This is a genomic window from Streptomyces sp. NPDC020489 (assembly GCF_044386545.1).
Classification (GTDB): Bacteria; Actinomycetota; Actinomycetes; order Streptomycetales; family Streptomycetaceae; genus Streptomyces.
Window position 1 is genome coordinate 509106 of the sequence record NZ_JBIRUZ010000003.1, and the last position, 22365, is coordinate 531470.

Consider the following 22365-nt stretch of genomic DNA (forward strand, 5'->3'; position numbering starts at 1 on the left):
CTCCAAAACGAGCCCGCGACAGGCCGCTCACCGCAGGGGGTTCGGCAGCGCGGCCCACCTGTCCCCCGGCGTCCCCGGCGACAGCCTCATCAGCGTCAACGCCTTCGCGGGCAGCGGGTTCTCGACGAGCGCCACGAGATCCGGCGTGCGCGGCAGATCCCGTACGGCGGTCTCCAGCGCCGCGCCCAACGCCGGGCCCGAACCCGCCGTCCCCGCCAGGGCGCCCGCCACCAGCGCCCCGAACAGCTTGCGCCGCAGGGCCGTTTCGTCGTCGGTGACGAGCCGGCCCGTCAACTCCGGTACGGGCAGCCCGTGTCGGGTCAGCCGGGCCGGACTGATCCGGATGTCGGCGAGGTCGCGGTAGACCAGCCGCCGCGGAGCGCCCTCGGGGGAGAGCACCACCAGCAGGTTCTGGCCGTGCGCCTCCAGCGCCACACCCAGCTCCAGCAGCCGAAGACCGGCGGTGAGCGTGAGCCGGGTGAACCGCGCCAGCCACTCGGGCGAGGCGGGCAGGTCGGTGGTGGCGAGCGCGGCCACCGGGACCACGCACTCACCGCCGGTCGCGTACGCCTGCGGCGACTCGCGCACCACCGCCGCCAGATCGGGCGATCCGGCGGTCGCCGCGCCCACCGTACGGGTGAAGTGCAGCAGGCCGCCCGTGTGTGCCTCCAGGGACTCCGCGAACGCCGACAGGGTCGCCGACACGCCGATCGAGTAGGCGGAGATGTCCCGCACCGACGACGTCAGCCGGGCGCTCAGCGCGGTCTTCACCTGCGGGCCGCCGTCCGGCAGGGCCAGCGTGCGCAGCGACATCAGCGGATGCGCCACCGGACCCTCGTCACCCGTCCGCTTCAGCACATGCGCCGCCTGCCACGGATGCACCGGGATCAACAGCCGCTCCCCGTCCCGCATCTCCTGCGGCCACCCGCCCGTCACCAGGCACTCGTCCGCCCGTACCGGCACCAGACCCAGCTCCACGAGCGGCCGGTGCTCGGGCGCGTACGCCAACTGCTCGGCCACCGAGAACCCGGGCCGCGAACGGCAGTTGGGGTGGAAGGGGTGCCCGTCGACCACCCGCTGCTCCCACTCCCAGTCCGTGCCGGGCCACTCCGCCACGCAGCTCGGCTGCCCGGCGCGGGACAGCGCCAACGAGGCGACGCTGTGGTCGAGTTCGGCCGCCAGATCCGCGCCGTGCGGTACGCCCAGGTCGGCCATCAGCCGGGCCGGCTCGCCGTACGCCGTCCCGTCGAGCCGTACGACGTCGACGTACGCGGCGGTCGCGTACGGGTCGGCCGCCGGACCCGTCAGCCGGCGGCCGTCGCCGAGCCGCAGCACGAGGGCGTCCCGCGCCGTCTCGCGACCGGTGACCCACGGCAGCGGCTCATGAGCCAGCGCCCGCCACAGCCGGGTCAGTACGGCGGCCCGGGCGCCCGGGAGCTCGGCGGTGTACCGCGACACGAGGTCGGGGCGCACGTCGGCCAGCTCCTCGGCGACCTCGGCCTCGGCGGTGGGGGAGTGGTGCACGGATGGGCTCCTCGGGTGCGAGTAGGGCGTCAGGGTGGGGGATGACCACAGAGATACTGATCGTCTCCGCCCCAACGGACCGTAGAGAACGAGTGAATCGCGTGGACGTCATCCCCCCACCCGCCGCGGCCGGCGCCGACGCCCGGCGCGCCGACGCGTACGCGGCCGCGCCGCTGCTGAACTGCCTGCTGCGCGAGGTCGCCGAGCGGCTGCCCGGAACCGGTGCGCGGCCGGTGTACCGCCTGCCCAGCGGGCGGCTCCTGCGGGTGCGCGGCGAGCGGCGGCCCGCCGAACCCGAGACGGCCACGGACGGCCACTGGCGGCGCGTCGGCCACACCGAACTGGTGAAGCTCGTCGCCGAGGAGCTGACCCGCCGCACCGGCCTGTCCAACCCCGACCTGCCCGCCGAGATGCTCGACAGCCGGGACGCCGTCGCCGCGATCCTCGGGGCACGCGCGCGTGCGGTGCCGCCCGTGGAGCCGTACCTGCGCTCCGAGCAGTGCCTGCTCACCGGCCACCCCCACCACCCCGCCCCGAAGGCGCGCGGCGGCGGCCCGGCGGCCGCATGGCTGCCGTACGCGCCCGAGGCGCACGCCCGCTTCCCCCTGGCCCTGCTCGGCGTCCGCGCGGACACGGTCGTGGAGGAGGGCGACACCTCCGCCCTCGACGCGCTCGGCGAGGCCCCGCCCGGCTACCGTCTGCTGCCCGCCCACCCCTGGCAGCTCGACCTGGTCGACCTCTCCGACGCCTTCGCCGACGGCCGGCTGATCCGGCTCGGCACGACCGCCTTCGACGCCTGGCCCACGGCCGCGATCCGCACGCTGTACGCCCCCGAGCGCGACCTGTTCCTCAAGTTCAGCCTGGACGTGCGCATCACCAACGACATCCGCCGGCTGTGGCGGCACGACCTGGACAAGCTCCGCAGGACCGACACGGCGGCGTCCCGGGCGTTCGCCGGGAGCCCGGCGGCGTGGCTCTCCGACCGCGGCTACCGCACCGCCGGTTTCGCCTTCGAGGAACTCGCCGTCGTCGTCCGCGACGGCTTCCACGGCCACCTCCTGCCCGGGACGACACCGCTGCTCGCCGCGGGCCTCGTGGAGGGCTTCGACGGCAGCCCGCTCGCCGGCCCCTCCCGGGACCCGGCCGGGGCCGCGGCCTGGTGGGAGGCGTACCTGCGCGCGGTCGTCCCGCCCGCCCTGACGGCGTTCGCCGACCACGGCGTCGTCCTGGAGGCACACCTGCAGAACACCCTGGTCGCCGTGGACGCCGACGGAACACCCGTGCAGGCGCTGTTCCGGGACGCCGAGGGCGTCAAGCTGCTGGCGGACGTGGACCGCGCGGACGGCTGGGAGCGGCTGGTGTACACCCTCGTCGTGAACCACCTGTGCGAGGTCGCCGCCGCCCTCGCCGAGCGCCGTCCCGGCCTCGACCCCTGGCCCGCCGTACGCCGCGAACTGGCCCGCCACGACCTTCCCGAGATCCCGTCCCTGCTCGCCTCGCCCACCCTCCCCGGCAAGACCAACCTGCTGCTGCGCTGGACCGGCGCCGACGGCGCGGACGCGCGCTACCTGCCCCTGCCCAACCCGCTGGCCGGCCCGTGAACCGATGGGCCACCGAGGCCCTGTTGGGCAGATGACGGCGGGAGGCGGTGTCGGGATCCGGCACGGCCGAGTGCCAAGAAGATGTTTGTTCGGCCGCTATCGGTGCACACGATGAGCTGACACAGCCTTTATATGACGAAGTGGAGAGGCCTCATGGGCATCATCGCGTGGATCTTCATCGGCCTGCTCGCCGGCGCCATCGCCAAGCTCCTGATGCCGGGCAAGGACCCGGGCGGCATCATCATCACCATGCTCATCGGCATCGCCGGTGGTGTGCTCGGCGGCTGGCTCGGCAAGGTCATCTTCGGCGTCGACTCCATCGACGGCTTCTTCGAACTCTCCACCTGGATCGCCGCGATCGTCGGCTCCCTCATCCTGCTCGCCCTCTACCGCCTCATCACCGGCAGCCGGCATTCGCACCGTCACGCGACCCGCTGACGTCACCAAGTCTCAGGACCCACCTGGACGGCTCCCTTCCTGTGCGCAGGACGGGAGCCGTCAGCGTGTGTCCGGCCGGGCCACCCGTGGCCCACGAGTCCCTCGCCGTCGCCCGGGATGTCCGAGAACCGTCGGGTCACCACCCAGGAGTGGTCAGTCCCGTCCGTGACGGGGCGGAGGCGTCGGAGAGGTCCGCGCCGGTGTCGGCGTCCCGCTCGGAGTTCCCGACGCCGTGCCAGTCCAGGCACATGACGGTCGCGTCGTCCTGGAGGTGGCCGTGGTTGGCGTCGATGATCGCCGCGATGAGGGTGCGGGCGGCCTCGCGGGGATGCAGCGCGCGGGTCCTCACGATCAGGTCGGACAGATCGATGCTGTCGGCGTTGCGCTCCAGCATGCCGTCGGTCAGCATCACCAGCCGGTCGCCCGGCCGCAGGTCCAGCGACTGGACCCGGTAGGCGTGCGGGACCTGGAAGCCGAACGGCATGTCGATCTCCGGAGTGAACTCCTGCACTCGGCCGTTCCGCATGCGCAGCGGCCAGGGGTGGCCGGCGTTGATGAACTCGGTGCTGCCGTCGGTCAGGCTGATGCGCAGGAGCTGGCCGGTGACGTAGCTCTGGCGGCCGTGTTCGCGCATGGCCTGGTCGGCCTGCCGGGCCTGTTCGGCGAGGTCGGCGCCGCCCCGCCGGGCTCGGCGAAGGGCGCCCACCAGGAGCGTGGCCAGCAGCGCGGCCTCGACGTCGTGCCCCATGGCGTCGGTGACGGAGAGCTGGACCGTGTCCCGGTCGATCACGTAGTCGAAGGTGTCGCCCCCGACATGGTCGGCGGGCTCCAGTGCCCCGGCCACCGCGAACTGCGCCGCCTCACACGCCAGCGACGCCGGGAGCAGCCGGTGCTGGATCTCGGCGGCGAGGCTCAGCGGGGCGGTACGGCGGCCCCACTGGTACACGTCGGTGTAGGACCGGTTCGCGATGACGATGTAGGCCAGGGCGTGCGCGGTCTCACCGATCTCCGCCATCACCGCCGCGTCCGGCGCCGCGGGCAGGAACAGTTCGAGAAGCCCGATGGCGTCCCCGCGGTTGGTCACCGGGGCGACGACCCGTACCAGCGTGCCCTCGCCCTTGTCCTCCACGCTCGGCCGCTGGGTGCGGATCACGTCGTCGTACAGGGTGCCCCGCAGCGTGATGCGCCGGGCGGGTTCATCGGTGTCGATGCTGCCCGCCGCCCCCAGCCGTACGACCGAGCCACCGGTGAAGTCGGTGATGAGGAACGACACGGACGCGGCCCCGAGACGCTCCTTGAGCAGGCTCGCGACCACGTCGAGCGACTCCACGGGCGCGGCGGACTCCGCTGCGGCCAGAGTCTCCGCCAGGCCGATCGCCTGGCCCCGGCCACCCCCGTTCGCGGGCGTACCGGTGGTCGCCCCACCGGTCCCGTCAGGCCCGTGCACGGTCACGGTGACTCCTTGCTGCTGAGGGCTCCGGCCCGGGACGCGAGGGACGGGCGCCGAGCCAGGTGCCCGGCAGATGTCGTAGTCAGAGTTCGCCACCGCCCCCGCGGCCGCGGCGAACCGGTCCCCAGGGTACGGGCGGTCTGCCGCGGGTTCGAGGAGACCGGATCATTCCCCGCGCGCGGGGTTCGTCAGCTCCGCGTTGAACTGAGCGCCGATCAGGAGGGACAGATTGGAGAGCCACAGCCAGACCAGGAACACCACCACGCCCGCCAGTGAGCCGTACAGACGGTCGTAGGTGCCGACCAGCGAGGTGTAGACGGCGAATCCGAGCGAGACGGTGAGCAGAAGCGCCACCGCCAGGGTGCCGCCGGGCGCCATCCTCCGCACCGGGCGGGAGGACGGCGGTCCCGACCGGTACAGGACGAGCACCAGGGCGACGGCCACCGCGGCCACGACCGGCCACCGCAGCGCGTCCCAGGTGGTCTGGGGGCCCGTCCCCAGGTCCAGTGCCTGCCCCAGACGCCGGGCCAGGCCGCCGGTGACCAGCAGGGCGAGCGTCGACGTCAGGAGCAGGGAGCTCAGGACGAGCGCCGTGGCGATGATGCGCGGAGCGGTACGCCAGACCGGCCGGTCGGCGCTGATCCGGTGCATGGAGTACAACGCCCGGCGGAAGACGCTCAGATAGCTGCATCCCGACCACAGGGCCCCCGCCCCGCCGGCGAAGACCAGCGTCCATGCCGCCGTCGGCTGGCCGACCATCTGCCGCAGGGTGCTGCGCAGCAGGGCACGGGACTCGGCCGGGGCCGCCTGCGTCATGCGGTTGATGACGTCCGGCTCGGCCGTGGGCATGGTGAGGCCCAGGATCGAGAGGATCACCAGCAGCAACGGGAACAGGGCCAGAACCGCGTAGTAGGTCAGCGCGGCGGCCCAGTCCGTGACGTCGTCGTTCCAGACGGTCATCGGCGTCCGGCGCAGCGCCACCCACCACCGAGTCGTGCGACCGTCTGCATCGTCCATGACGCGGATGGTCTCACTCTTCGCGCCCCGGGCCACCATCCAGCACCGGGGTGCGACAGAACCCGGCACGCGTGCCGGGTCAGCCGGGGGCGGGACGGTGGCGGGTGGCACGGCCCATGGCACCGCGCGGGGAACAGAGCGTGCAGACCTGTCCCCGCCCGCGAGGTGCCGCTACGACCGGCGTGGCCGTCAGTACTGCTCGGTCTCCACGAAGCCCGCGTCCGCGTCGTCGTCGGCGCCGAAGGCGTCGGCGGCGGCCGCGGGGGCGAATCCGGGCGGGCTGTCCTTGAGTCCCAGGCCCAGGCCGGCCAGCTTCGCCTTGACTTCGTCGATGGACTTCGCACCGAAGTTGCGGATGTCCATGAGGTCGGCCTCGGAGCGCGCCAGGAGCTCGCTCACGGAGTGGACGCCCTCCCGCTTCAGGCAGTTGTACGACCGGACGGTGAGCTCCAGCTCCTCGATCGGCAGGGCGAGATCAGCGGCGAGGGCGGCGTCCGTGGGGGACGGGCCCATGTCGATGCCCTCGGCGTCGATGTTCAGCTCGCGGGCGAGACCGAACAGCTCGACCAGGGTCTTGCCGGCCGACGCCATGGCGTCACGGGGACGCATGGCCTGCTTGGTCTCGACGTCGACGATCAGCTTGTCGAAGTCGGTCCGCTGCTCGACACGGGTCGCCTCGACCTTGTAGGTGACCTTGAGCACCGGCGAGTAGATGGAGTCGACCGGGATGCGGCCGATCTCCTGGCCCACCTGCTTGTTCTGCACGGCGGAGACGTAACCGCGGCCACGCTCGACCGTCAGCTCCATCTCCAGCTTGCCCTTGCCGTTGAGCGTGGCGAGGACGAGGTCGGGGTTGTGCACCTCGACACCGGCCGGCGGCGCGATGTCGGCGGCGGTGACCAGACCCGGGCCCTGCTTGCGCAGGTACATCACCACAGGCTCGTCGTGCTCGGACGACACGACCAGCTGCTTGATGTTGAGGATCACGTCGGTGATGTCCTCCTTGACGCCCGGCACGGTGGTGAACTCGTGCAGCACGCCGTCGATACGGATGGACGTGACCGCCGCACCCGGGATCGAGGACAGGAGGGTCCGGCGAAGGGAGTTGCCGAGGGTGTAGCCGAAGCCCGGCTCCAGCGGCTCGATCACGAACCGGGACCGGAACTCGTCGACGACCTCTTCGGTCAACGAGGGACGCTGAGCGATCAGCACGTGGTGTTGCCTCCAGTGGTGTGGCGCCCGCTATGTGACGCCGTGGGTACCACGAGGGTACGGGCGATACGGGCGATACGGCTTCCACGGACGCCGAACCGCCGTCTTCCCGGCCCGGCGAGCTCGGTGATCATGGAGTCGGCCGTGACGGGATCGGGGATCGGGGTGACACCGGGGCTGGGCGCCTCGGGGTGGCTCGGGCGCTCCTCGCCGGCGATCACCCTCGGTTTATGCTCACTTCATGCCGGAGGCCACAAGCAAGGGGCGGACGGGCCGCCGACGGACCGCCGGGGAGGCAGGGAGATCCGCATGCTCGTCGAAACTCCCCAGAATCTCCCCAGGGCCGATGCCCGGCCATGTCCGCTGTGCGGGCTCCAAGCTCGACCGTGGATCGCACGGCTGAAGAGGCGGGTGGCCTGAGGACATGTTGAGAAAGGTCACAGCGACCCGTTACGTCGAACCCCTGCGCTCCGGCGGCTCCGTCCCCGGCGTCGTCGAGGCCGACGACCTCGGGACCTACGTCGTGAAGTTCACCGGCTCCGCCCAGGGCCGCAAGGCGCTGGTCGCCGAGGTGATCGTCGGTGAGCTGGCCCGGGCGCTCGGACTGCGCTTCCCCGAGCTGGTGCTGGTGGACTTCGACCCGGCGATCGCGGACAGCGAGCCCCACCAGGAGGTGCGGGAACTCCACGTCGCCAGCGCCGGGATCAACCTCGGCATGGACTACCTGCCGGGCGCCGCGGACTTCACTCCGGAGGTCGCGCAGACCTTCCGGGTCGACCCGCTGGAAGCGGGCCGGATCGTCTGGCTCGACGCGCTCACGGTGAACGTGGACCGTACGGTCCACAGCTCCAACCTCATGGTCTGGCCGACCCTGGGCGTCGCGCCGGCGCGCCTGTGGCTGATCGACCACGGCGCGGCGCTGGTCTTCCACCACCGCTGGGACGGCTCGGACCCCGCCAAGCGCTACGACTTCCGCCACCACGCCCTCGGCCACTACGCCCCCGACGTCGCGGCGGCCGACGCCGAACTGGCGCCGAAGGTCACCCTGGAACTGCTGCGCGGGATCGTCGCCGCGGTCCCCGACGCCTGGCTGGCGGGGGAGCCCGACTTCGCCACGCCCGACGAGGCCCGCGAGGCCTACGTGACGTACCTCCACGCGCGCGTGGAGGCCTCGGAGGCGTGGCTGCCCGCCGACTTCCCCACCCCGGAGGAACTCGCCGCGGAGGAGACCCGCCGGGCGGCCAGGAACCGGCAAGGACGCCCCGCGTGGCTCAAGCAGGTCCCCGACCTGCACGGCAAGCCCGCGGCCGAACAGGATTGGACGGTGCACCTCGGATGAGTGGCCGTGTCGAGATCGAGTACTGCACACAGTGCCGCTGGCTGCCGCGCGCGGCCTGGCTGGCGCAGGAGCTGCTCACCACCTTCGAGGCGGAGCTGGACGAGCTGGCGCTCAAGCCCGGCACCGGCGGGGTCTTCGTGGTGCGGGTGGGTGACCAGGTCGTGTGGGACCGCCGCGAGCACGGCTTTCCCGAGCCCACGGCGGTCAAGAAGGCCGTACGCGACCGAGTGGCCCCGGGAAAGACCCTGGGCCACTCGGAGCGGCTCCCGAAGGGGGACGTCAGCCCTTGAGCTGCTCGTACGCCGGCAGGGTGAGGAAGTCCGCGTAGTCGTCGTCGAGGGAGACCTCAAGGAGCAGGTCGTGGGCCTGCTGCCAGTGGCCGGCGGCGAAGGCCTCCTCGCCGAGTTCCGCGCGGATGGCCGCGAGCTCCTCCGCGGCGACCTTGCGGGCCAGCTCGGGCGTGGCCTTCTCGCCGTTCTCGAACTCCACGCCCGCGTTGATCCACTGCCAGATCTGGGAGCGGGAGATCTCGGCGGTGGCCGCGTCCTCCATCAGGTTGAAGATGGCGACCGCGCCGAGCCCGCGCAGCCAGGCCTCGATGTAACGGATGCCGACCTGGACGGCGTTGACCAGCCCGTTGTACGACGGCTTGGCGTCCAGGGAGTCGATGGCGATCAGGTCGGCCGCCTCGACGTGGACGTCCTCGCGCAGGCGGTCCTTCTGGTTCGGCCTGTCGCCGAGGACCTTGTCGAAGGACTCCATGGCGATCGGGACCAGGTCGGGGTGGGCGACCCAGGAGCCGTCGAAGCCGTCCCCGGCCTCGCGGTCCTTGTCGGCCCGGACCTTCTCGAAGGCGACCTTGTTGACCTCGGCGTCCCGGCGCGAGGGGATGAACGCGGCCATGCCGCCGATCGCGTGCGCGCCGCGCTTGTGGCAGGTGCGCACGAGGAGTTCGGTGTACGCCCGCATGAACGGGGCCGTCATCGTCACCAGGTTGCGGTCCGGCAGGACGAACCTGGCGCCGCCGTCACGGAAGTTCTTGACGATGGAGAACAGGTAGTCCCAGCGTCCGGCGTTCAACCCGGAGGCGTGGTCGCGGAGTTCGTAGAGGATCTCCTCCATCTCGTACGCCGCCGTGATCGTCTCGATCAGCACGGTGGCGCGGATGGTGCCCTGCGGGATGCCGAGGTGGTCCTGCGCGAAGACGAACACCTCGTTCCACAGGCGGGCTTCGAGGTGCGACTCGGTCTTCGGCAGGTAGAAGTAGGGGCCCTTGCCGAGGTCGAGCAGACGCTGGGCGTTGTGGAAGAAGTACAGGCCGAAGTCGACGAGGGCGCCGGGGACCGCGTTGCCGTCGGCGTCGACGAGGTGGCGCTCGTTCAGGTGCCAGCCGCGCGGGCGCATGACGACGGTCGCCAGCTCCTCGTTCGGGCGCAGGGCGTAGGACTTGCCGGACCTCTCGTCGGTGAAGTCGATGTTCCTGGTGTAGGCGTCGATCAGGTTGACCTGGCCGAGGACGACGTTCTCCCAGGTGGGCGCCGAGGCGTCCTCGAAGTCCGCGAGCCAGACCTTGGCGCCCGAGTTGAGGGCGTTGATGGTCATCTTGCGGTCGGTGGGACCGGTGATCTCCACGCGGCGGTCGTCGAGGGCCGCGGGGGCGGGGGCGACCTTCCAGGAGTCGTCCGCGCGGATCGCGGCGGTCTCCGGGAGGAAGTCGAGGGTGCAGGTGCGGGCGATCTCGGCGCGGCGCTCCGCGCGGCGGGCGAGGAGCTCGTCACGCCGTGGCGTGAACCGGCGGTGCAGCTCGGCCACGAAGGCGAGGGCCGCGTCGGTGAGCACCTCCTCCTGCCGGGGCAGGGGCTCGGCGTCGACGATGGCCAGCGGGGACGGCGCTGGTGCGGACATGAGCTGTCACTTCCTTCAGCGAGCGTGGCACCGGGTGCCAGTCGAACCGGGTACGGCGAGCAACGCCCCTGGAGCGGGAGGGCGCTTCTGATCAGTGGATAGTAGTTTCCTCATCGTGGAAGTTCAATGGTTTGTTGATATCGAGATTCTCCGGGTCGAGGCAACGTGGCGCTGAGTGCCACCCCGTTCACTCCAGGTGGCGCAGATCCTCGACGGTGTCGATGTCGTACGGCCGGGCCACGTCCCCGCACTCGACCAGGGTGATCCGGTCCGCGTGCTCCTTCAGGTACGCGCGTGCCCCCTGGTCGCCGGTGGCAGTCGCCGCGACGCCCGCCCAGTGCGCCGAGCCGAAGAGCACCGGATGCCCGCGGACGCCGTCGTAGGCCGCCGACACCAGACAGTCCGGGGAGGTGTACGCGGCGAGCACGCGCGCGTACGCCTGCGCCCCGATCCCGGGCTGGTCCACGAGCGAGACCAGCGCGGCCCGTGCCCCCGTACCGGAGAGCGAGTCGAGACCGGCTCGAAGCGAACTGCCCATTCCCTGCTCCCACGCGGGGTTGTCCACGAGCACACAGCCCTCCAGCCGCGCCCGTTCGCGTACGACGTCGGCCCGCGCGCCCAGCACCACGTGCACGCGCGCGCACCCGGCCGCGCGCAGGACGCTCACCGCGTTCTCGATCAGTGGCCTGCCGCGATGGTCGAGCAGTGCCTTGGGGCGCCCGCCGAGCCGTCTGCCGCCGCCCGCGGCGAGGAGCAGCCCGGCGACCTGGTGTGCGTTGTCCGTCATGCGTCCTGCATACCTGACGCCCCGGCGAGCGGCCGGTTTCCGCGGGCTGAATTTCGGTCCGCGCGGTGGCGCGGCGCTGCCTGGCTGGCGTTTACTGACCCCCGTCCCCGGCGCCCGACCAGCACCACGGGGCGCACAGGACGGATCACGACGACGGCGCTCACCGGCGTGCGCCGGGAGGGGGAGAGCTGTGTTGCGGAGCTTGGGGCAGAGGCCAGTGACCGGCAGCGACAAGGACCCGAGGGTGGCGGGACTGCGGACCGCGGTGTCCCGCCTGCGCCGCCAACTCGCCGCGCACCCGGCCGACTTCCCCGACCGCGGGATCGCCGAGGACGAGCTCGCGGCGCTGGCCGCCATGACGATCGAGGGGGCGCCGGAGGTCCCCCGGCTGCGGCGCTCGCTGCTGCTGATCGCCGGGGCCATCGGCTCGGTCAGCGCGCTGTCGCGCGGATTGGCGGACGTACGGGACGCGGTGGAGCTGTTCGGGGAGCCGCGCCGCTAGCGCTACCGGAGGCCTCGGTACGGGAACCGACCGCGGTAGCCGTGGTCCCCCTCACGGTGCTTGAACTCCGCGCAGAGCCAGGTCTCCTGGACGAACTCGGTGCGCCGGGGCCAGATCGTCAGGATGCCGTTCGGGCCCTTCTTGCCGTCGCACCGCCGGTAGACGTCCTTGACGCCCCGGAAGCAGGCCAGCCCGCCCATCATGGCGTGACCGACCGGGTGGTAGTCGGACCAGGCGCACGAGACACACGCCTTGAGCCGTGCGGAGCGGGGCAGGCCGCGGCCGATCTCGTGCAGGGCGTCCTCGAAGTCGTAGAGCCGGCCCGCGGGAAAGTCGTAGCCGTCGAAGTGCAGCGTGACGGTCAGATGCTCCTCGTCCAGGCCGGGGCCGGCCGGGTCGCCGAGGCGCAGCGCGCAGTGCAGCGTCCCGATCCGCTCGCCCTGGCCCGCGACCTCGATCGGCATCGTCAGCCCCCACTCCAGGAGGCAGGAGCAGAGGTCGCCGTCGAGGAAGGTGAACGCCGGGTCGGGGAGCGCGCCGGTCAGCGCGCCGAGGGTGTCCATCGTGTCGCCCTCGAAGCGAACGCCCCTGATCGTCGTGCGGATCAGCTCCCGGCCGTCCGTCTCGAAGACGATCTCCTCGCTGCCGTGCCGGTCGGTGTACCGGCCCGGCCAGCGGGTTAAGCCGGTCATGCGGGGCTCTGGGTGGCCAGCGCCTCGGAGAGTTCCCCCGCGACCTGCTGGAGCACCGGCACGATCTTGTCCGTGGCCGCCTCGGTGACCCGCCCCGCCGGGCCGGAGATCGAGATCGCCGCGGCGGTGGGGGAGTTGGGCACCGACACCGCGAGGCAGCGGACGCCGATCTCCTGCTCGTTGTCGTCGACCGCGTAACCGGCGCGGCGGACGTCCTCCAGGGCCGCGAGGAAGCCCTCCGGCGTGGTGATCGTCTTCTCGGTGGCGGCCGGCATGCCGGTACGGGCGAGCAGGGCCCGCACCTCGTGGTCCGGGGTGTTCGCCAGGAGGGCCTTGCCGACGCCCGTGGAGTGCGGCAGGACGCGCCGGCCGACCTCGGTGAACATGCGCATCGAGTGCTTCGAGGGCACCTGGGCGACGTACACGATCTCGTCGCCGTCGAGCAGGGCCATGTTCGCCGTCTCGCCGGTCTCCTCGACCAGGCGGGCCAGGTACGGGCGGGCCCAGGTGCCCAGCAGCCGGGACGCCGACTCGCCGAGGCGGATCAGACGGGGGCCGAGCGCGTACCGGCGGTTGGGCTGCTGGCGGACGTAACCGCAGACCACGAGCGTGCGCATCAGGCGGTGGATGGTGGGCAGCGGCAGCCCGCTGCTCGCGGAGAGCTCGCTGAGGCCGACCTCGCCACCCGCGTCGGCCATCCGCTCCAGCAGGTCGAAGGCGCGCTCGAGGGACTGAACCCCGCCACTGGCGGACTTGGCGGAGTCGGTGGTGCTGGCGCTGGACGTCGGCACGGCGCGTTCCTTTCGGGGTGGCAGGAAGGGGCAGAAGCCTACCCGCCAGTCGGTTGACGCCCCGCTGGTACGTAGCTACGTTCTGCCTGCCGGAATTCTAATTCCGCTTTGTGGAAACGTCCAGAGTGTGGCGCATCGGACCCCTGCGGAGAAGTGTGCCCTTGACGGGGCGGAAGCGGGAGTGAAGACTCCTTCAACAGAACGTTGAATTCCGTTACGTGGACGTACATCCCGTTTCCCGGAAGCGACAACGGCGACAGAGAGGGGTCCGGGTGTCCGACGTAGAACTGGTGGTGCGCTCCAGGCGGGTCATCACTCCGGAAGGGACGCGCGCGGCCTCGGTCGCGGTCGCCGCCGGGAAGATCACGGCGGTCCTGCCGCACGACGCCGACGTCCCGGAGGGCGCCTGCCTGGAGGACGTGGGCGACCATGTCGTCCTGCCCGGCCTGGTCGACACCCACGTGCACGTCAACGATCCGGGCCGCACCGAGTGGGAGGGCTTCTGGACCGCCACGCGCGCGGCGGCGGCCGGCGGCATCACCACCCTCGTGGACATGCCGCTCAACTCCCTCCCGCCCACCACGACGGTCGACCATCTCCGTGTCAAGCAGGACGTCGCCGCCGACAAGGCGCACATCGACGTCGGCTTCTGGGGCGGCGCCCTGCCCGACAACCTCAAGGATCTGCGCCCGCTGCACGAGGCCGGGGTCTTCGGCTTCAAGGCGTTCCTGTCGCCGTCCGGCGTGGAGGAGTTCCCGCACCTCGACCAGGACCGGCTGGCCCGGTCCCTGGCCGAGATCACCTCCTTCGGCGGTCTGCTGATCGTGCACGCCGAGGACCCGCACCACCTTCAGGCGGCCCCGCAGCACGGCGGCCCCAGGTACGCCGACTTCCTCGCCTCCCGGCCGCGGGACGCCGAGGACACGGCCATCGCCCAACTCATCGCCCAGGCCAAGCGGTTGGACGCGCGGGTGCATGTGCTGCACCTGTCGTCGAGCGACGCGCTCCCGCTGATCGCCGCGGCGAAGGCGGAGGGCGTGCGCATCACCGTCGAGACCTGCCCGCACTACCTGGCGCTGTCGGCCGAGGAAGTCCCGGACGGGGCCAGCGAGTTCAAGTGCTGCCCGCCCATCCGTGAGTCCGCCAACCAGGACCTGCTGTGGCAGGCGCTGGCCGACGGCACCATCGACTGCGTGGTCACCGACCACTCGCCGTCCACGGCCGACCTCAAGACGGCCGACTTCGCCACCGCGTGGGGCGGCATCTCCGGTCTCCAGCTGAGCCTCGCGGCGGTGTGGACGCAGGCGCGGAAGCGGGGCCACTCCCTCGAGGACGTCGTCCGCTGGATGTCCACGCGGACCTCGGAGCTGGTCGGCCTGGACCAGAAGGGCGCCATCGAGGCCGGTCGCGACGCCGACTTCGCCATCCTCGACCCCGAGGAGACCTTCACCGTCGACCCGGCCGAGCTCCAGCACCGCAACCGCGTCACGGCGTACGCGGGCAAGACCCTCCACGGCGTCGTGAAGTCGACCTGGCTGCGGGGCGAACGCGTCTTCGCGGACGGCGAGTTCACCGCCCCGAGGGGACAACTGCTCACCCGCGCCCACTGATCCAGACCTCCGCACCGCAGCGGCCGACTCCAGAAAGGCACTTATCCCGTGACGGCGATTCCGAGCTTCACCGGTGACGCGAACCCCTACGGCGGCGGTGACCCCTACGCCGACTACCGCACCGCCGACTTCCCCTTCACCCAGTACGCCGACCTCGCCGCCCGGCAGCTCGGGGCCGGAGTCATCGCCGCCAACGACGAGTTCTTCGCCCAGCGCGAGAACCTGCTGATCCCCGAGCGGGCCGAGTTCGACCCCGAGCACTTCGGGCACAAGGGCAAGATCATGGACGGCTGGGAGACGCGCCGCCGCCGCGGGGTCTCCGCCGAGCACCCGTGGCCGACCGCCGAGGACCACGACTGGGCGCTGGTCCGCCTCGGTGCCCCGGGCGTGATCCGCGGCATCGTCGTCGACACCGCGCATTTCCGCGGCAACTACCCGCAGGCCGTGTCCGTCGAGGCCACCGCGGTCGAGGGCGCCCCTTCGCCGGAGGAACTGCTGGGCGACGACGTGAAGTGGACGACGCTCGTCCCGCGCACCGCGGTCGGCGGCCACGCGGCCAACGGCTTCGCGGTGTCGGTGGAGCAGCGCTTCACCCACCTCCGCGTCAACCAGCACCCCGACGGCGGCATCGCCCGACTGCGCGTGTACGGCGAGGTCGTGCCGGACCCGAGGTGGCTGGAGGTGCTCGGCACCTTCGACGTGGTCGCCCTGGAGAACGGCGGCCGGGCCGAGGACGCCTCCAACCTGTTCTACTCCCCGGCCTCCAACACCATCCAGCCGGGCCGCTCCCGCAAGATGGACGACGGCTGGGAGACCCGCCGCCGCCGCGACCAGGGCAACGACTGGATCCGCTACCGCCTGGTGGCCCAGTCCCAGATCCGCGCGATCGAGATCGACACGGCCTATCTGAAGGGCAACAGCGCGGGCTGGGCGTCGGTGTCGGTCAAGGACGGCGAGAACGGCGAATGGACCGACATCGTCCCGCGCACCCGCCTCCAGCCCGACACCAACCACCGCTTCGTCCTGCCGGCCCCGGCGGTCGGCACGCACGCGCGCGTGGACATCTACCCCGACGGCGGCATCTCGCGGCTGCGACTGTTCGGCTCCCTCACGGAGGCCGGCGCGGCAGCCTTGGCGGCGCGGCACCAGGAGCTCGGCGGCTGACACGCGTGGGGCGTCACACGCCGGACGGGCTGAGAATTTCAGCCCGTCCGGCTCCCCGCTCTGGGGTCTGCCGCCCCGACCGGTCCCCGCCCTGGAGGCTGGCTGCCGCCCCCAGGCCCCGGGTAGCGGCGGCGGGGGTGAGAACAGCACACGGGCGTCACGCCGCGTGTCATCCCTGACCCGTCGGCGTCACGCCGCGGGTCATCCCCGCCCCGTCAGCGTCACGCCGCGTGCCCCCCGTCCACCGACAACTCCGCCCCCGTCACGTAATCCGCCCCGGCCAGGTAGGCGACCATCTCCGCCACCTCGTCGGCCGTCCCGAACCGCCCGAGCGCCGTCATTGCCGCCTGGTCGGAGGCGTAGGGGCCGTCGGCCGGGTTCATGTCGGTGTCGGTCGGGCCGGGGTGGACGATGTTCGCGGTGATGCCGCGCCCGCCCAGCTCCCTCGCCAGGGCCTTCGTCAGCCCGATCAGCGCTGACTTGCTCATGGCGTAGAGGCTGCCGCCGGGCCCCGGGACGCGCTGGGTCATGCAGGACCCGACCGTGATGATCCGCCCGCCCGGCCCCAGTCGCGCGGCAGCGGCCTGCGAGGCCAGGAACACGCCCCGCACGTTGACGGCGAGCACCCGGTCCACCTCCGCGAGCGCCAGGCCCTCCAACGGCCCGACCACTCCCACGGCCGCGTTGTTCACCAGCACGTCGAGGCCACCGAGCGCCTCGACCGTCCGCTCCACCGCCCCGGCCGCCTCCGTCGCGTCCGCCGCGTCCGCCCGCAGGGCCACCGCCCGGCGCCCCAGCGCCTCCACGGCCCGCACGACGTCCGCGGCCCCCTCCTTGTCATTCACGTAGGTCAGCGCCACGTCCGCGCCCTCTCGGGCGAGCCGCAGGACCGTCGCCGCCCCGATGCCGCGGCTGCCGCCGGTCACCAGGGCCACCTTGCCGTTCAGAGTCGTTGTCATGGGTCCATCCCAGCGGCCCGCGCGGGCAGACGCTGGCGGCGAACGGACACCGAGCTGACCGGACCGGAACTCTTTCCTCCGCATCCTTCGTTCCTCTCACGTGACCCTTCAGCAAGAGATCGTCGGCAACGCCATGCAGATGGCGGTCGTCAGCCTCCAGCCCGGCCAGACCGTGTACTGCGAGGCCGGAAAGTTCCTGTTCAAGACCACGAACGTCACCATGGAGACCCGCCTGGGCGGTCCGTCGAGCGCCGGCGGACAGCAGCCCCAGGGCGGTGCCGGCGGCATGGGCGGCATGCTGCGTCAGGCCATGGACACCGCCATGCAGGTCGGCCAGCGCGCGCTCGCGGGCGAGTCGTTGGCGTTCCAGTACTTCACCTCCACCGGCGGCGAGGGCACCGTCGGCTTCGCGGGGGTCCTGCCCGGCGAGATGCGCGCCCTGGAGCTCGACGGCACGCGCGCGTGGTTCGCGGAGAAGGACGCCTTCGTCGCCGCCGAGTCCACCGTCGAGTTCGGCATCGCCTTCCAGGGCGGCAGGACCGGCATGAAGGGCGGCGAGGGGTTCGTCCTGGAGAAGTTCACCGGCCGCGGCACCGTGATCATCGCGGGCGCGGGCAACTTCATCGACCTGAACCCGGCCGACTTCGGTGGCCGCGTCGAGGTCGACACGGGCTGCGTGGTCGCCTTCGAGGACGGCATCCGCTACGGCGTCCAGCGTGTCGGCGGTCTGAACCGGCAGGGGCTCATGAACGCCGTCTTCGGCGGCGAGGGCCTCTCCCTGGCCACCCTGGAGGGCGACGGCCGGGTCATCCTCCAGTCGCTCACCATCGAGAGCCTCGCCAACGCCCTGAAGAAGGCCCAGGGCGGCGACAAGCAGGGACCGACCGGCGGTCTGTTCTCGACGCACGCCGGATGACGGACCGTCGATGAGTCGCGGGTGCCGGTGGGGCCTGAGCCCAGGGCGCGGGGAACTACGCGCTCGACGACGGCGGGCCCGCAGTCGCCCCGCGACTCACGACCCCACCCCGGCAGGCACCTCCACGGGCATCTCCATCCAGACGTACGACCTGGTCGGACGACCGGAGTACGGGACGTACGTACGGATCCCCGGCAACGCCTGGAAACGCCTAGGCGAAGTGCGGCCGCACCGGTACGGTGATCGCTCCGTGTGCGAGCCGCCGACGTCTCCACCTCACCGATGGAGACCGGGAGAGCCGCCCAGATGTCCTCGATCGCCGTACCGGGGGCCCTCGCGCCCCGCCGCACCTGGCTGACCGACCTGCCCGTCCTGGCCGTGGCGGTCGTGTGGGGCGCCAGCTATCTCGCCGCCAAGGACATCACCACCGCGCGGACGGTGATCGCCGTCCTGGTCCTGCGCTTCGCGATCGTCCTGCCGGTCCTGGTCATCGCGGGTCGGCGCTCACTGCGCGCCCTGACCGCCGCCCAGTGGCGCGGGGCCGGACTGCTCGGACTCATCCTCAGCGGGATCTTCCTGCTGGAGACCTACGGCGTCGTCCACACCTCGGCGACCAACGCGGGTCTCATCATCAGCCTCACCATGATCTTCACCCCGCTCGCCGAGGCCGCGGTGACCCGTACCCGCCCCTCACGGGCCTTCCTCGGTGCCGCCGCCCTCTCGGTGCTCGGGGTCGTCCTGCTCACCCAGGGCGGCGGCTTCACCCCGCCCTCCCTCGGCGACCTGCTCATGCTGCTCGCGGCCCTCGCCCGCACCGTCCACGTCCTGGCCATGTCCCGCGTCAAGGCCGTCCAGGGCGCCGACGCGCTCTCCCTGACCACGGTCCAACTCGGCGCCGCCGTAGCGGTGTTCGCGCTCCTGGCCACGGGCGCCGACACCACGCCGTGGGAAGCGGCCGCGGACTTCGGGCCGCGCGAGTGGACGGGCCTGCTGTTCCTGTCCGTGTGCTGCACGTTGTTCGCCTTCTTCGTGCAGATGTGGGCCGTACGCCGCACCTCCCCGTCCCGGGTCAGCCTGCTGCTCGGCACCGAGCCCCTGTGGGCCGCCCTGGCCGGCATCGCGCTCGGCGGGGAACGGCTCGGCGCGCTCGGCCTGGCGGGTGGTGCGCTGGTGCTCGTGGGGACGGCATGGGGGCGCCGGGCGACAGGGTGACCCCGCGCACAGGCTGTTGGTCGTCTCCCGTACCTCGATGGCACGGACGGCACCAACGCCCTTGCCGTGGGCGGTGGTTGCGACGGTGCCGGGGCCGGTCGGTGAGGTGGGTCAGGCGCCGAGGTCGAGGTCGAGGATGGCGCCGAGGAGTTCCTCGGGAGTCTCCAGCTGCGGGAGGTGGCCGGTGCGGGGCAGCAGGGTGAAGGAGGCGCCGGGGATGGCGGCGGCGTAGGCGCGGCCGTAGTCGGGGGTGACGACGCGGTCGCTCTCGCCCCAGATGACATGGACGGGCAGGTCGAGGCCGGCCAGTCGGCCGGTGAGCGTCGGGTCGGACATCGTGGGGCCCGTGTAGCCGATCAGGGCCTGGAGGTCGGGGCTCGGCCCTGTCTGGCCGGCGGGCGGAACGGGTGCCTTGCTCGGGTCGTGGAAGGAGTAGGTGCTGATCTGCTGCGGTGTCATGCCGGCGAGGTTGGTCACGGGGTGGCCGTCCACCTCGATGCCGATGCCGTCGACGATGACGGCGCTGCTGACGCGCGGGCTTTCCTGAAGGGCGATCTCGGCGGCGAGCCAGCCGCCGAAGGAGTTGCCGACGACGGTGACGTCGGTGAGGTCGAGCTCCTCCAGCAGGGCGACGTACGCGCGGGCCAGCGCGGTGACGTCGGTGAGGCCGTCGGCCTTGGGGGTGCCGCCGAAACCGGGGTGGGTGGGCAGCAGCACCCGGGTGTGGGCGCGTTCGGCGAGGAGGTCGGCGAAGCCGGACATGGTGGGCACGCCCCCGCCTCCGTGCAGGAGCAGGAAGGGGCGGGTGCGGTCGCGGTCCTGGACGGTCATCTCGACCGGTCCGGCGGGGGACGCGACGGTGTGGCCGCGGGTGCGGGCGGGCTGGAGGGAACCGGTCGGAATACCGGTCGGAACGGAGGCGTGCATCGTCTTCAATCTCCTCATGAATCAGCTTGCTTATATAAGGAACCTTAGATCAGGTCTCTTATCTAAGCAACCTTGGATCATGCGTAGACTTGGGCCATGCGCAAACCCTCCGAAGTCGGCCTGGCCGTCAAGCGTCTCCAGCACCGGCATCAGCGCGCCGCCAACCGGGCGCTGGCGCCGCTCGGCCTGTCGCTGGTCCAGTGGGACACCCTGCGGCACCTGCACGCCAACCCCGACGCCTCGCTGCACGACCTGGCCGTGCTGACCTTCCAGACCGACCAGTCCTTCGGATCGCTGGCCGCCCGCATGGCCGAACGCGGCCTGATCGAGCGGGTACCGGGCCGCGGGCGCGCCGTCCGTCACCGGCTCACCGAGGAAGGCGCACGGCTGCTGGCCGAGGGTCAGACCGCGCTCGACGCCATCACCGCGAGCTCGTTCAGCGCCCTCACCCCCGACCAGCTCGAGCAGCTCGGCGCCCTCCTCGACATCGCCCTCGGCCCGAACCCCACGGCCTGACCCGCCGCGGCACCACACGCTTCCGGAGGGGCGGCAGGCCGGCCCGTGTTCAGTCGGACTTCTGGCTCTCCGCAGCGGCGAACAGCGCGATCGCCAGCACGAGCAGCGTGACGCTCGCGTACAGCTCGTAGCCGTCGAGAAAGCCGATCTTCTGGACGAGCCCCCAGTGCAGGTCGGTGAACTCGTGCAGCAGACCGGCGACGCCCTGCACCAGGGCGAGAAAGCCGAACAGTTCCAGCAGTTGCTTCATGGCAACACGGTCGCCGGGCGATCTCCCCACGCACATCGGCCGCGGGGCGCGGCGTGTTAGACGGAAGTCTCCGGCCCGGTCCGGCCGGGCGCGCCGAAAGTAGCCGCTGGGCCGACTTTGGTCGCGGATCGCCGTCGTGTGCGGCTGACGCGCGCCGTCCGTGCGTAGATTTGTCGACCGTGAGAGGCGACAAGGCGGCATCGGTGCCCCGGGCGTTCACCGGGCGGCGCTGGCTGCTGCCCTCGGCCGTCCTGAAGGAACTCGACCCGGACGGTGAGCGTCCCGGACGCCGGCCCCGGCGTACCGCGCGCGACTGGCTCGTCGACTTCAGCTGCTTCCTAATGGCGGTGGGGCTCGGCCTCGTCGGCGCGGACGCCGTGACCCACAACCCGCACGTCTCGGACAACGTCGCCCACCTCGACCAGCTGATCGGCGCGGTCGCCTGCGCCGCGGTGTGGCTGCGCCGCCGCTGGCCCTTCGGGCTGGCCATCGCGGCGCTCCCGGTCGGGATCATCTCCGACACGGCGGGCGGCGCCTGCATGATCGCCCTGTTCACCCTCGCCGTGCACCGGCCCTTCCGGCACGTGGCCTGGGTGGGCGGCGTGAACCTCGTGCTCATCCCGTTCTACTTCTGGATGCGTCCCGACCCCGACCTGCCGTACCTGGCCACGGTCATCATCTTCGTGCTGCTGACCGTGGTCGTGATCGCCTGCGGCATGGTCGTCCGCTCCAAGCGGCTGCTGATGGTGAGCTTCCAGGACCGTGCCCGGCGCGCCGAGACGGAGGCCCGGCTGCGGGCCGAGCAGGCCCAGCAGCTCGCCCGTGAGGCCATCGCGCGCGAGATGCACGACGTCCTCGCCCACCGCCTGACCCTGCTCAGCGTGCACGCGGGCGCGCTGGAGTTCCGCCCCGACGCACCCCCGGCGGAGGTCAGCCGCGCGGCCGGCGTCATCCGTGAGAGCGCGCACGAGGCACTCCAGGACCTGCGCGAGATCATCGGCGTCCTGCGGGCCGGCGAGCACGACGACACCGGGCGCCCCCAGCCGACCCTCGCCGCGCTGGACGCGCTGGTCGCCGAGTCCCGCGAGGCCGGCATGAAGGTCGTCCTCGACATCCGCGTCACCGACGCCGGCGCCGTCCCCGCCTCCGTCGGCCGCACCGCCTACCGCATCGCCCAGGAGGGCCTGACCAACGCCCGCAAGCACGCCCCCGGCGCGGAGGTCACCGTCTCCGTCCAGGGAGCCCCCGGCGACGGCCTGAGCGTGACGGTCCGCAATCCGCCACCCGAGGGCGAGGTGACCCCCGTACCGGGCTCCGGACAGGGGCTCATCGGACTGGCCGAGCGGGCGACGCTGGCGGGCGGGCGACTGGAGCACGCGCCGGAGGGGGACGGGGGGTTCGAGGTCCGGGCTTGGTTGCCGTGGGGGTGAGGGGGCGCGGCGTGTGATGGGCGGTGAGTGAACCGCCGGTGGACGGCCGTGCGTCGTCCGCCCCGGGATCCGCCCCGGATCTGCCCGGACCCACCCGTCCCGGCATTGCCCCAGGACCGTCCC

General features: G+C 72.1%; 22 protein-coding genes. 11 read left to right on the forward strand and 11 right to left on the reverse strand.

Features of this window, described 5'->3' with window-relative positions; genetic code table 11:
* Window positions 1-27: 27 nt before the first annotated feature.
* Window positions 28-1524 (reverse strand): IucA/IucC family protein, encoded by a 1497-nt coding sequence (locus ACH41F_RS09330; protein WP_391244922.1) that lies wholly within the window; start codon window positions 1522-1524, stop codon window positions 28-30.
* Window positions 1525-1616: 92 nt separating this feature from the next.
* Here ACH41F_RS09330 and ACH41F_RS09335 point away from each other — a divergent pair, with 92 nt between their 5' ends.
* Together ACH41F_RS09335 and ACH41F_RS09340 are read left to right on the forward strand one after the other, a co-directional pair.
* Window positions 1617-3125, forward strand: coding sequence for an IucA/IucC family protein (locus ACH41F_RS09335; protein ID WP_391244925.1), 1509 nt, complete (start codon window positions 1617-1619; stop codon window positions 3123-3125).
* 153 nt (window positions 3126-3278) lie between these two features.
* Window positions 3279-3563 (forward strand): GlsB/YeaQ/YmgE family stress response membrane protein, encoded by a 285-nt coding sequence (locus tag ACH41F_RS09340; RefSeq protein WP_391244936.1) that lies wholly within the window; start codon window positions 3279-3281, stop codon window positions 3561-3563.
* A 136-nt stretch (window positions 3564-3699) separates the two neighbouring features.
* Here ACH41F_RS09340 and ACH41F_RS09345 read toward each other — a convergent pair whose 3' ends face one another.
* The 3 genes from ACH41F_RS09345 to ACH41F_RS09355 form a co-directional block, all read right to left on the reverse strand.
* Complete coding sequence (locus ACH41F_RS09345) at window positions 3700-4932, reverse strand: SpoIIE family protein phosphatase (RefSeq protein WP_391244939.1); 1233 nt, start codon at window positions 4930-4932, stop codon at window positions 3700-3702.
* Between the two features lie 246 nt (window positions 4933-5178).
* The gene (locus ACH41F_RS09350) at window positions 5179-6030 is read right to left on the reverse strand and encodes a YhjD/YihY/BrkB family envelope integrity protein (RefSeq protein WP_391244927.1); all 852 of its coding nucleotides are present in this window, start codon (window positions 6028-6030) and stop codon (window positions 5179-5181) included.
* A 189-nt stretch (window positions 6031-6219) separates the two neighbouring features.
* Window positions 6220-7242 (reverse strand): DNA-directed RNA polymerase subunit alpha, encoded by a 1023-nt coding sequence (locus ACH41F_RS09355; RefSeq protein WP_398834070.1) that lies wholly within the window; start codon window positions 7240-7242, stop codon window positions 6220-6222.
* A 424-nt stretch (window positions 7243-7666) separates the two neighbouring features.
* Between ACH41F_RS09355 and ACH41F_RS09360 the strand changes: the two genes are divergently transcribed.
* Window positions 7667-8581 carry a HipA family kinase gene (locus ACH41F_RS09360; protein WP_391239014.1) on the forward strand — a complete coding sequence of 305 codons (915 nt, stop codon included), beginning with the start codon at window positions 7667-7669 and terminating at the stop codon, window positions 8579-8581.
* Window positions 8578-8871, forward strand: a complete 294-nt coding sequence (locus ACH41F_RS09365; protein ID WP_391239016.1) for a SelT/SelW/SelH family protein — start codon at window positions 8578-8580, stop codon at window positions 8869-8871. Before ACH41F_RS09360 ends, ACH41F_RS09365 begins: the two co-directional genes overlap by 4 nt.
* On the opposite strand, the gene aceB is transcribed toward ACH41F_RS09365, so the two are convergent.
* Together aceB and ACH41F_RS09375 are read right to left on the reverse strand one after the other, a co-directional pair.
* Entirely contained in the window at window positions 8861-10486 is a 1626-nt protein-coding gene (aceB, locus tag ACH41F_RS09370; protein WP_391239019.1) for a malate synthase A, read from the reverse strand. The two genes, ACH41F_RS09365 and aceB, sit on opposite strands and share 11 nt — an antisense overlap.
* A 187-nt stretch (window positions 10487-10673) precedes the next feature.
* Window positions 10674-11273 carry an NTP transferase domain-containing protein gene (locus ACH41F_RS09375; RefSeq protein ID WP_391239022.1) on the reverse strand — a complete coding sequence of 200 codons (600 nt, stop codon included), beginning with the start codon at window positions 11271-11273 and terminating at the stop codon, window positions 10674-10676.
* Window positions 11274-11490: 217 nt separating this feature from the next.
* Between ACH41F_RS09375 and ACH41F_RS09380 the strand changes: the two genes are divergently transcribed.
* Window positions 11491-11775 (forward strand): DUF5955 family protein, encoded by a 285-nt coding sequence (locus tag ACH41F_RS09380; RefSeq protein ID WP_391239025.1) that lies wholly within the window; start codon window positions 11491-11493, stop codon window positions 11773-11775.
* Window positions 11776-11777: 2 nt separating this feature from the next.
* Here the strand turns inward: ACH41F_RS09380 and ACH41F_RS09385 are convergent, their stop codons facing one another.
* Window positions 11778-12467 (reverse strand): DUF6304 family protein, encoded by a 690-nt coding sequence (locus tag ACH41F_RS09385; RefSeq protein ID WP_398834074.1) that lies wholly within the window; start codon window positions 12465-12467, stop codon window positions 11778-11780.
* Window positions 12464-13258, reverse strand: a complete 795-nt coding sequence (locus tag ACH41F_RS09390) for an IclR family transcriptional regulator (RefSeq protein ID WP_398834076.1) — start codon at window positions 13256-13258, stop codon at window positions 12464-12466. Before ACH41F_RS09390 ends, ACH41F_RS09385 begins: the two co-directional genes overlap by 4 nt.
* 272 nt (window positions 13259-13530) lie before the next feature.
* On the opposite strand from ACH41F_RS09390, the gene allB reads away from it, so the two are divergent.
* The gene (gene allB, locus ACH41F_RS09395; protein ID WP_391239034.1) at window positions 13531-14868 is read left to right on the forward strand and encodes an allantoinase AllB; all 1338 of its coding nucleotides are present in this window, start codon (window positions 13531-13533) and stop codon (window positions 14866-14868) included.
* A gap of 48 nt (window positions 14869-14916) precedes the next feature.
* Window positions 14917-16032, forward strand: a complete 1116-nt coding sequence (gene alc / locus ACH41F_RS09400; RefSeq protein ID WP_391239037.1) for an allantoicase — start codon at window positions 14917-14919, stop codon at window positions 16030-16032.
* 221 nt (window positions 16033-16253) lie between these two features.
* Here the strand turns inward: alc and ACH41F_RS09405 are convergent, their stop codons facing one another.
* A complete protein-coding gene (locus ACH41F_RS09405; RefSeq protein WP_398834078.1) occupies window positions 16254-16991 on the reverse strand; it encodes an SDR family oxidoreductase in 738 nt (245 codons plus the stop codon).
* A 100-nt stretch (window positions 16992-17091) separates the two neighbouring features.
* Between ACH41F_RS09405 and ACH41F_RS09410 the strand changes: the two genes are divergently transcribed.
* Together ACH41F_RS09410 and ACH41F_RS09415 are read left to right on the forward strand one after the other, a co-directional pair.
* On the forward strand, window positions 17092-17907 hold the full coding sequence (locus ACH41F_RS09410) for an AIM24 family protein (protein ID WP_391239043.1): 816 nt from the start codon (window positions 17092-17094) through the stop codon (window positions 17905-17907).
* 306 nt (window positions 17908-18213) lie between these two features.
* On the forward strand, window positions 18214-19119 hold the full coding sequence (locus ACH41F_RS09415; RefSeq protein ID WP_391239604.1) for an EamA family transporter: 906 nt from the start codon (window positions 18214-18216) through the stop codon (window positions 19117-19119).
* A 111-nt stretch (window positions 19120-19230) separates the two neighbouring features.
* On the opposite strand, the gene ACH41F_RS09420 is transcribed toward ACH41F_RS09415, so the two are convergent.
* Entirely contained in the window at window positions 19231-20046 is an 816-nt protein-coding gene (locus ACH41F_RS09420; RefSeq protein ID WP_398834081.1) for an alpha/beta fold hydrolase, read from the reverse strand.
* A 96-nt stretch (window positions 20047-20142) separates the two neighbouring features.
* Here ACH41F_RS09420 and ACH41F_RS09425 point away from each other — a divergent pair, with 96 nt between their 5' ends.
* Window positions 20143-20562 (forward strand): MarR family winged helix-turn-helix transcriptional regulator, encoded by a 420-nt coding sequence (locus ACH41F_RS09425; RefSeq protein ID WP_398834083.1) that lies wholly within the window; start codon window positions 20143-20145, stop codon window positions 20560-20562.
* A 49-nt stretch (window positions 20563-20611) separates the two neighbouring features.
* Here the strand turns inward: ACH41F_RS09425 and ACH41F_RS09430 are convergent, their stop codons facing one another.
* Entirely contained in the window at window positions 20612-20812 is a 201-nt protein-coding gene (locus tag ACH41F_RS09430; protein ID WP_391239053.1) for a hypothetical protein, read from the reverse strand.
* 170 nt (window positions 20813-20982) lie between these two features.
* Between ACH41F_RS09430 and ACH41F_RS09435 the strand changes: the two genes are divergently transcribed.
* A complete protein-coding gene (locus ACH41F_RS09435) occupies window positions 20983-22242 on the forward strand; it encodes a sensor histidine kinase (RefSeq protein WP_398834085.1) in 1260 nt (419 codons plus the stop codon).
* The last annotated feature ends 123 nt before the right edge of the window (window positions 22243-22365 follow it).

What these genes read in the sequence shown, in the direction of transcription:
- ACH41F_RS09415 (WP_391239604.1), top strand. Translation starts at nt 18,214, where the DNA reads ATGTCCTCGATCGCCGTACCGGGGGCCCTCGCGCCCCGCCGCACCTGG.
- ACH41F_RS09360 (WP_391239014.1), top strand. Translation starts at nt 7,667, where the DNA reads ATGTTGAGAAAGGTCACAGCGACCCGTTACGTCGAACCCCTGCGCTCC.
- ACH41F_RS09405 (WP_398834078.1), bottom strand. Translation starts at nt 16,991, where the DNA reads ATGACAACGACTCTGAACGGCAAGGTGGCCCTGGTGACCGGCGGCAGC.
- ACH41F_RS09385 (WP_398834074.1), bottom strand. Translation starts at nt 12,467, where the DNA reads ATGACCGGCTTAACCCGCTGGCCGGGCCGGTACACCGACCGGCACGGC.
- ACH41F_RS09430 (WP_391239053.1), bottom strand. Translation starts at nt 20,812, where the DNA reads ATGAAGCAACTGCTGGAACTGTTCGGCTTTCTCGCCCTGGTGCAGGGC.
- aceB (WP_391239019.1), bottom strand. Translation starts at nt 10,486, where the DNA reads ATGTCCGCACCAGCGCCGTCCCCGCTGGCCATCGTCGACGCCGAGCCC.
- ACH41F_RS09375 (WP_391239022.1), bottom strand. Translation starts at nt 11,273, where the DNA reads ATGACGGACAACGCACACCAGGTCGCCGGGCTGCTCCTCGCCGCGGGC.
- ACH41F_RS09425 (WP_398834083.1), top strand. Translation starts at nt 20,143, where the DNA reads ATGCGCAAACCCTCCGAAGTCGGCCTGGCCGTCAAGCGTCTCCAGCAC.
- ACH41F_RS09365 (WP_391239016.1), top strand. Translation starts at nt 8,578, where the DNA reads ATGAGTGGCCGTGTCGAGATCGAGTACTGCACACAGTGCCGCTGGCTG.
- ACH41F_RS09340 (WP_391244936.1), top strand. Translation starts at nt 3,279, where the DNA reads ATGGGCATCATCGCGTGGATCTTCATCGGCCTGCTCGCCGGCGCCATC.
- ACH41F_RS09420 (WP_398834081.1), bottom strand. Translation starts at nt 20,046, where the DNA reads ATGCACGCCTCCGTTCCGACCGGTATTCCGACCGGTTCCCTCCAGCCC.
- ACH41F_RS09350 (WP_391244927.1), bottom strand. Translation starts at nt 6,030, where the DNA reads ATGGACGATGCAGACGGTCGCACGACTCGGTGGTGGGTGGCGCTGCGC.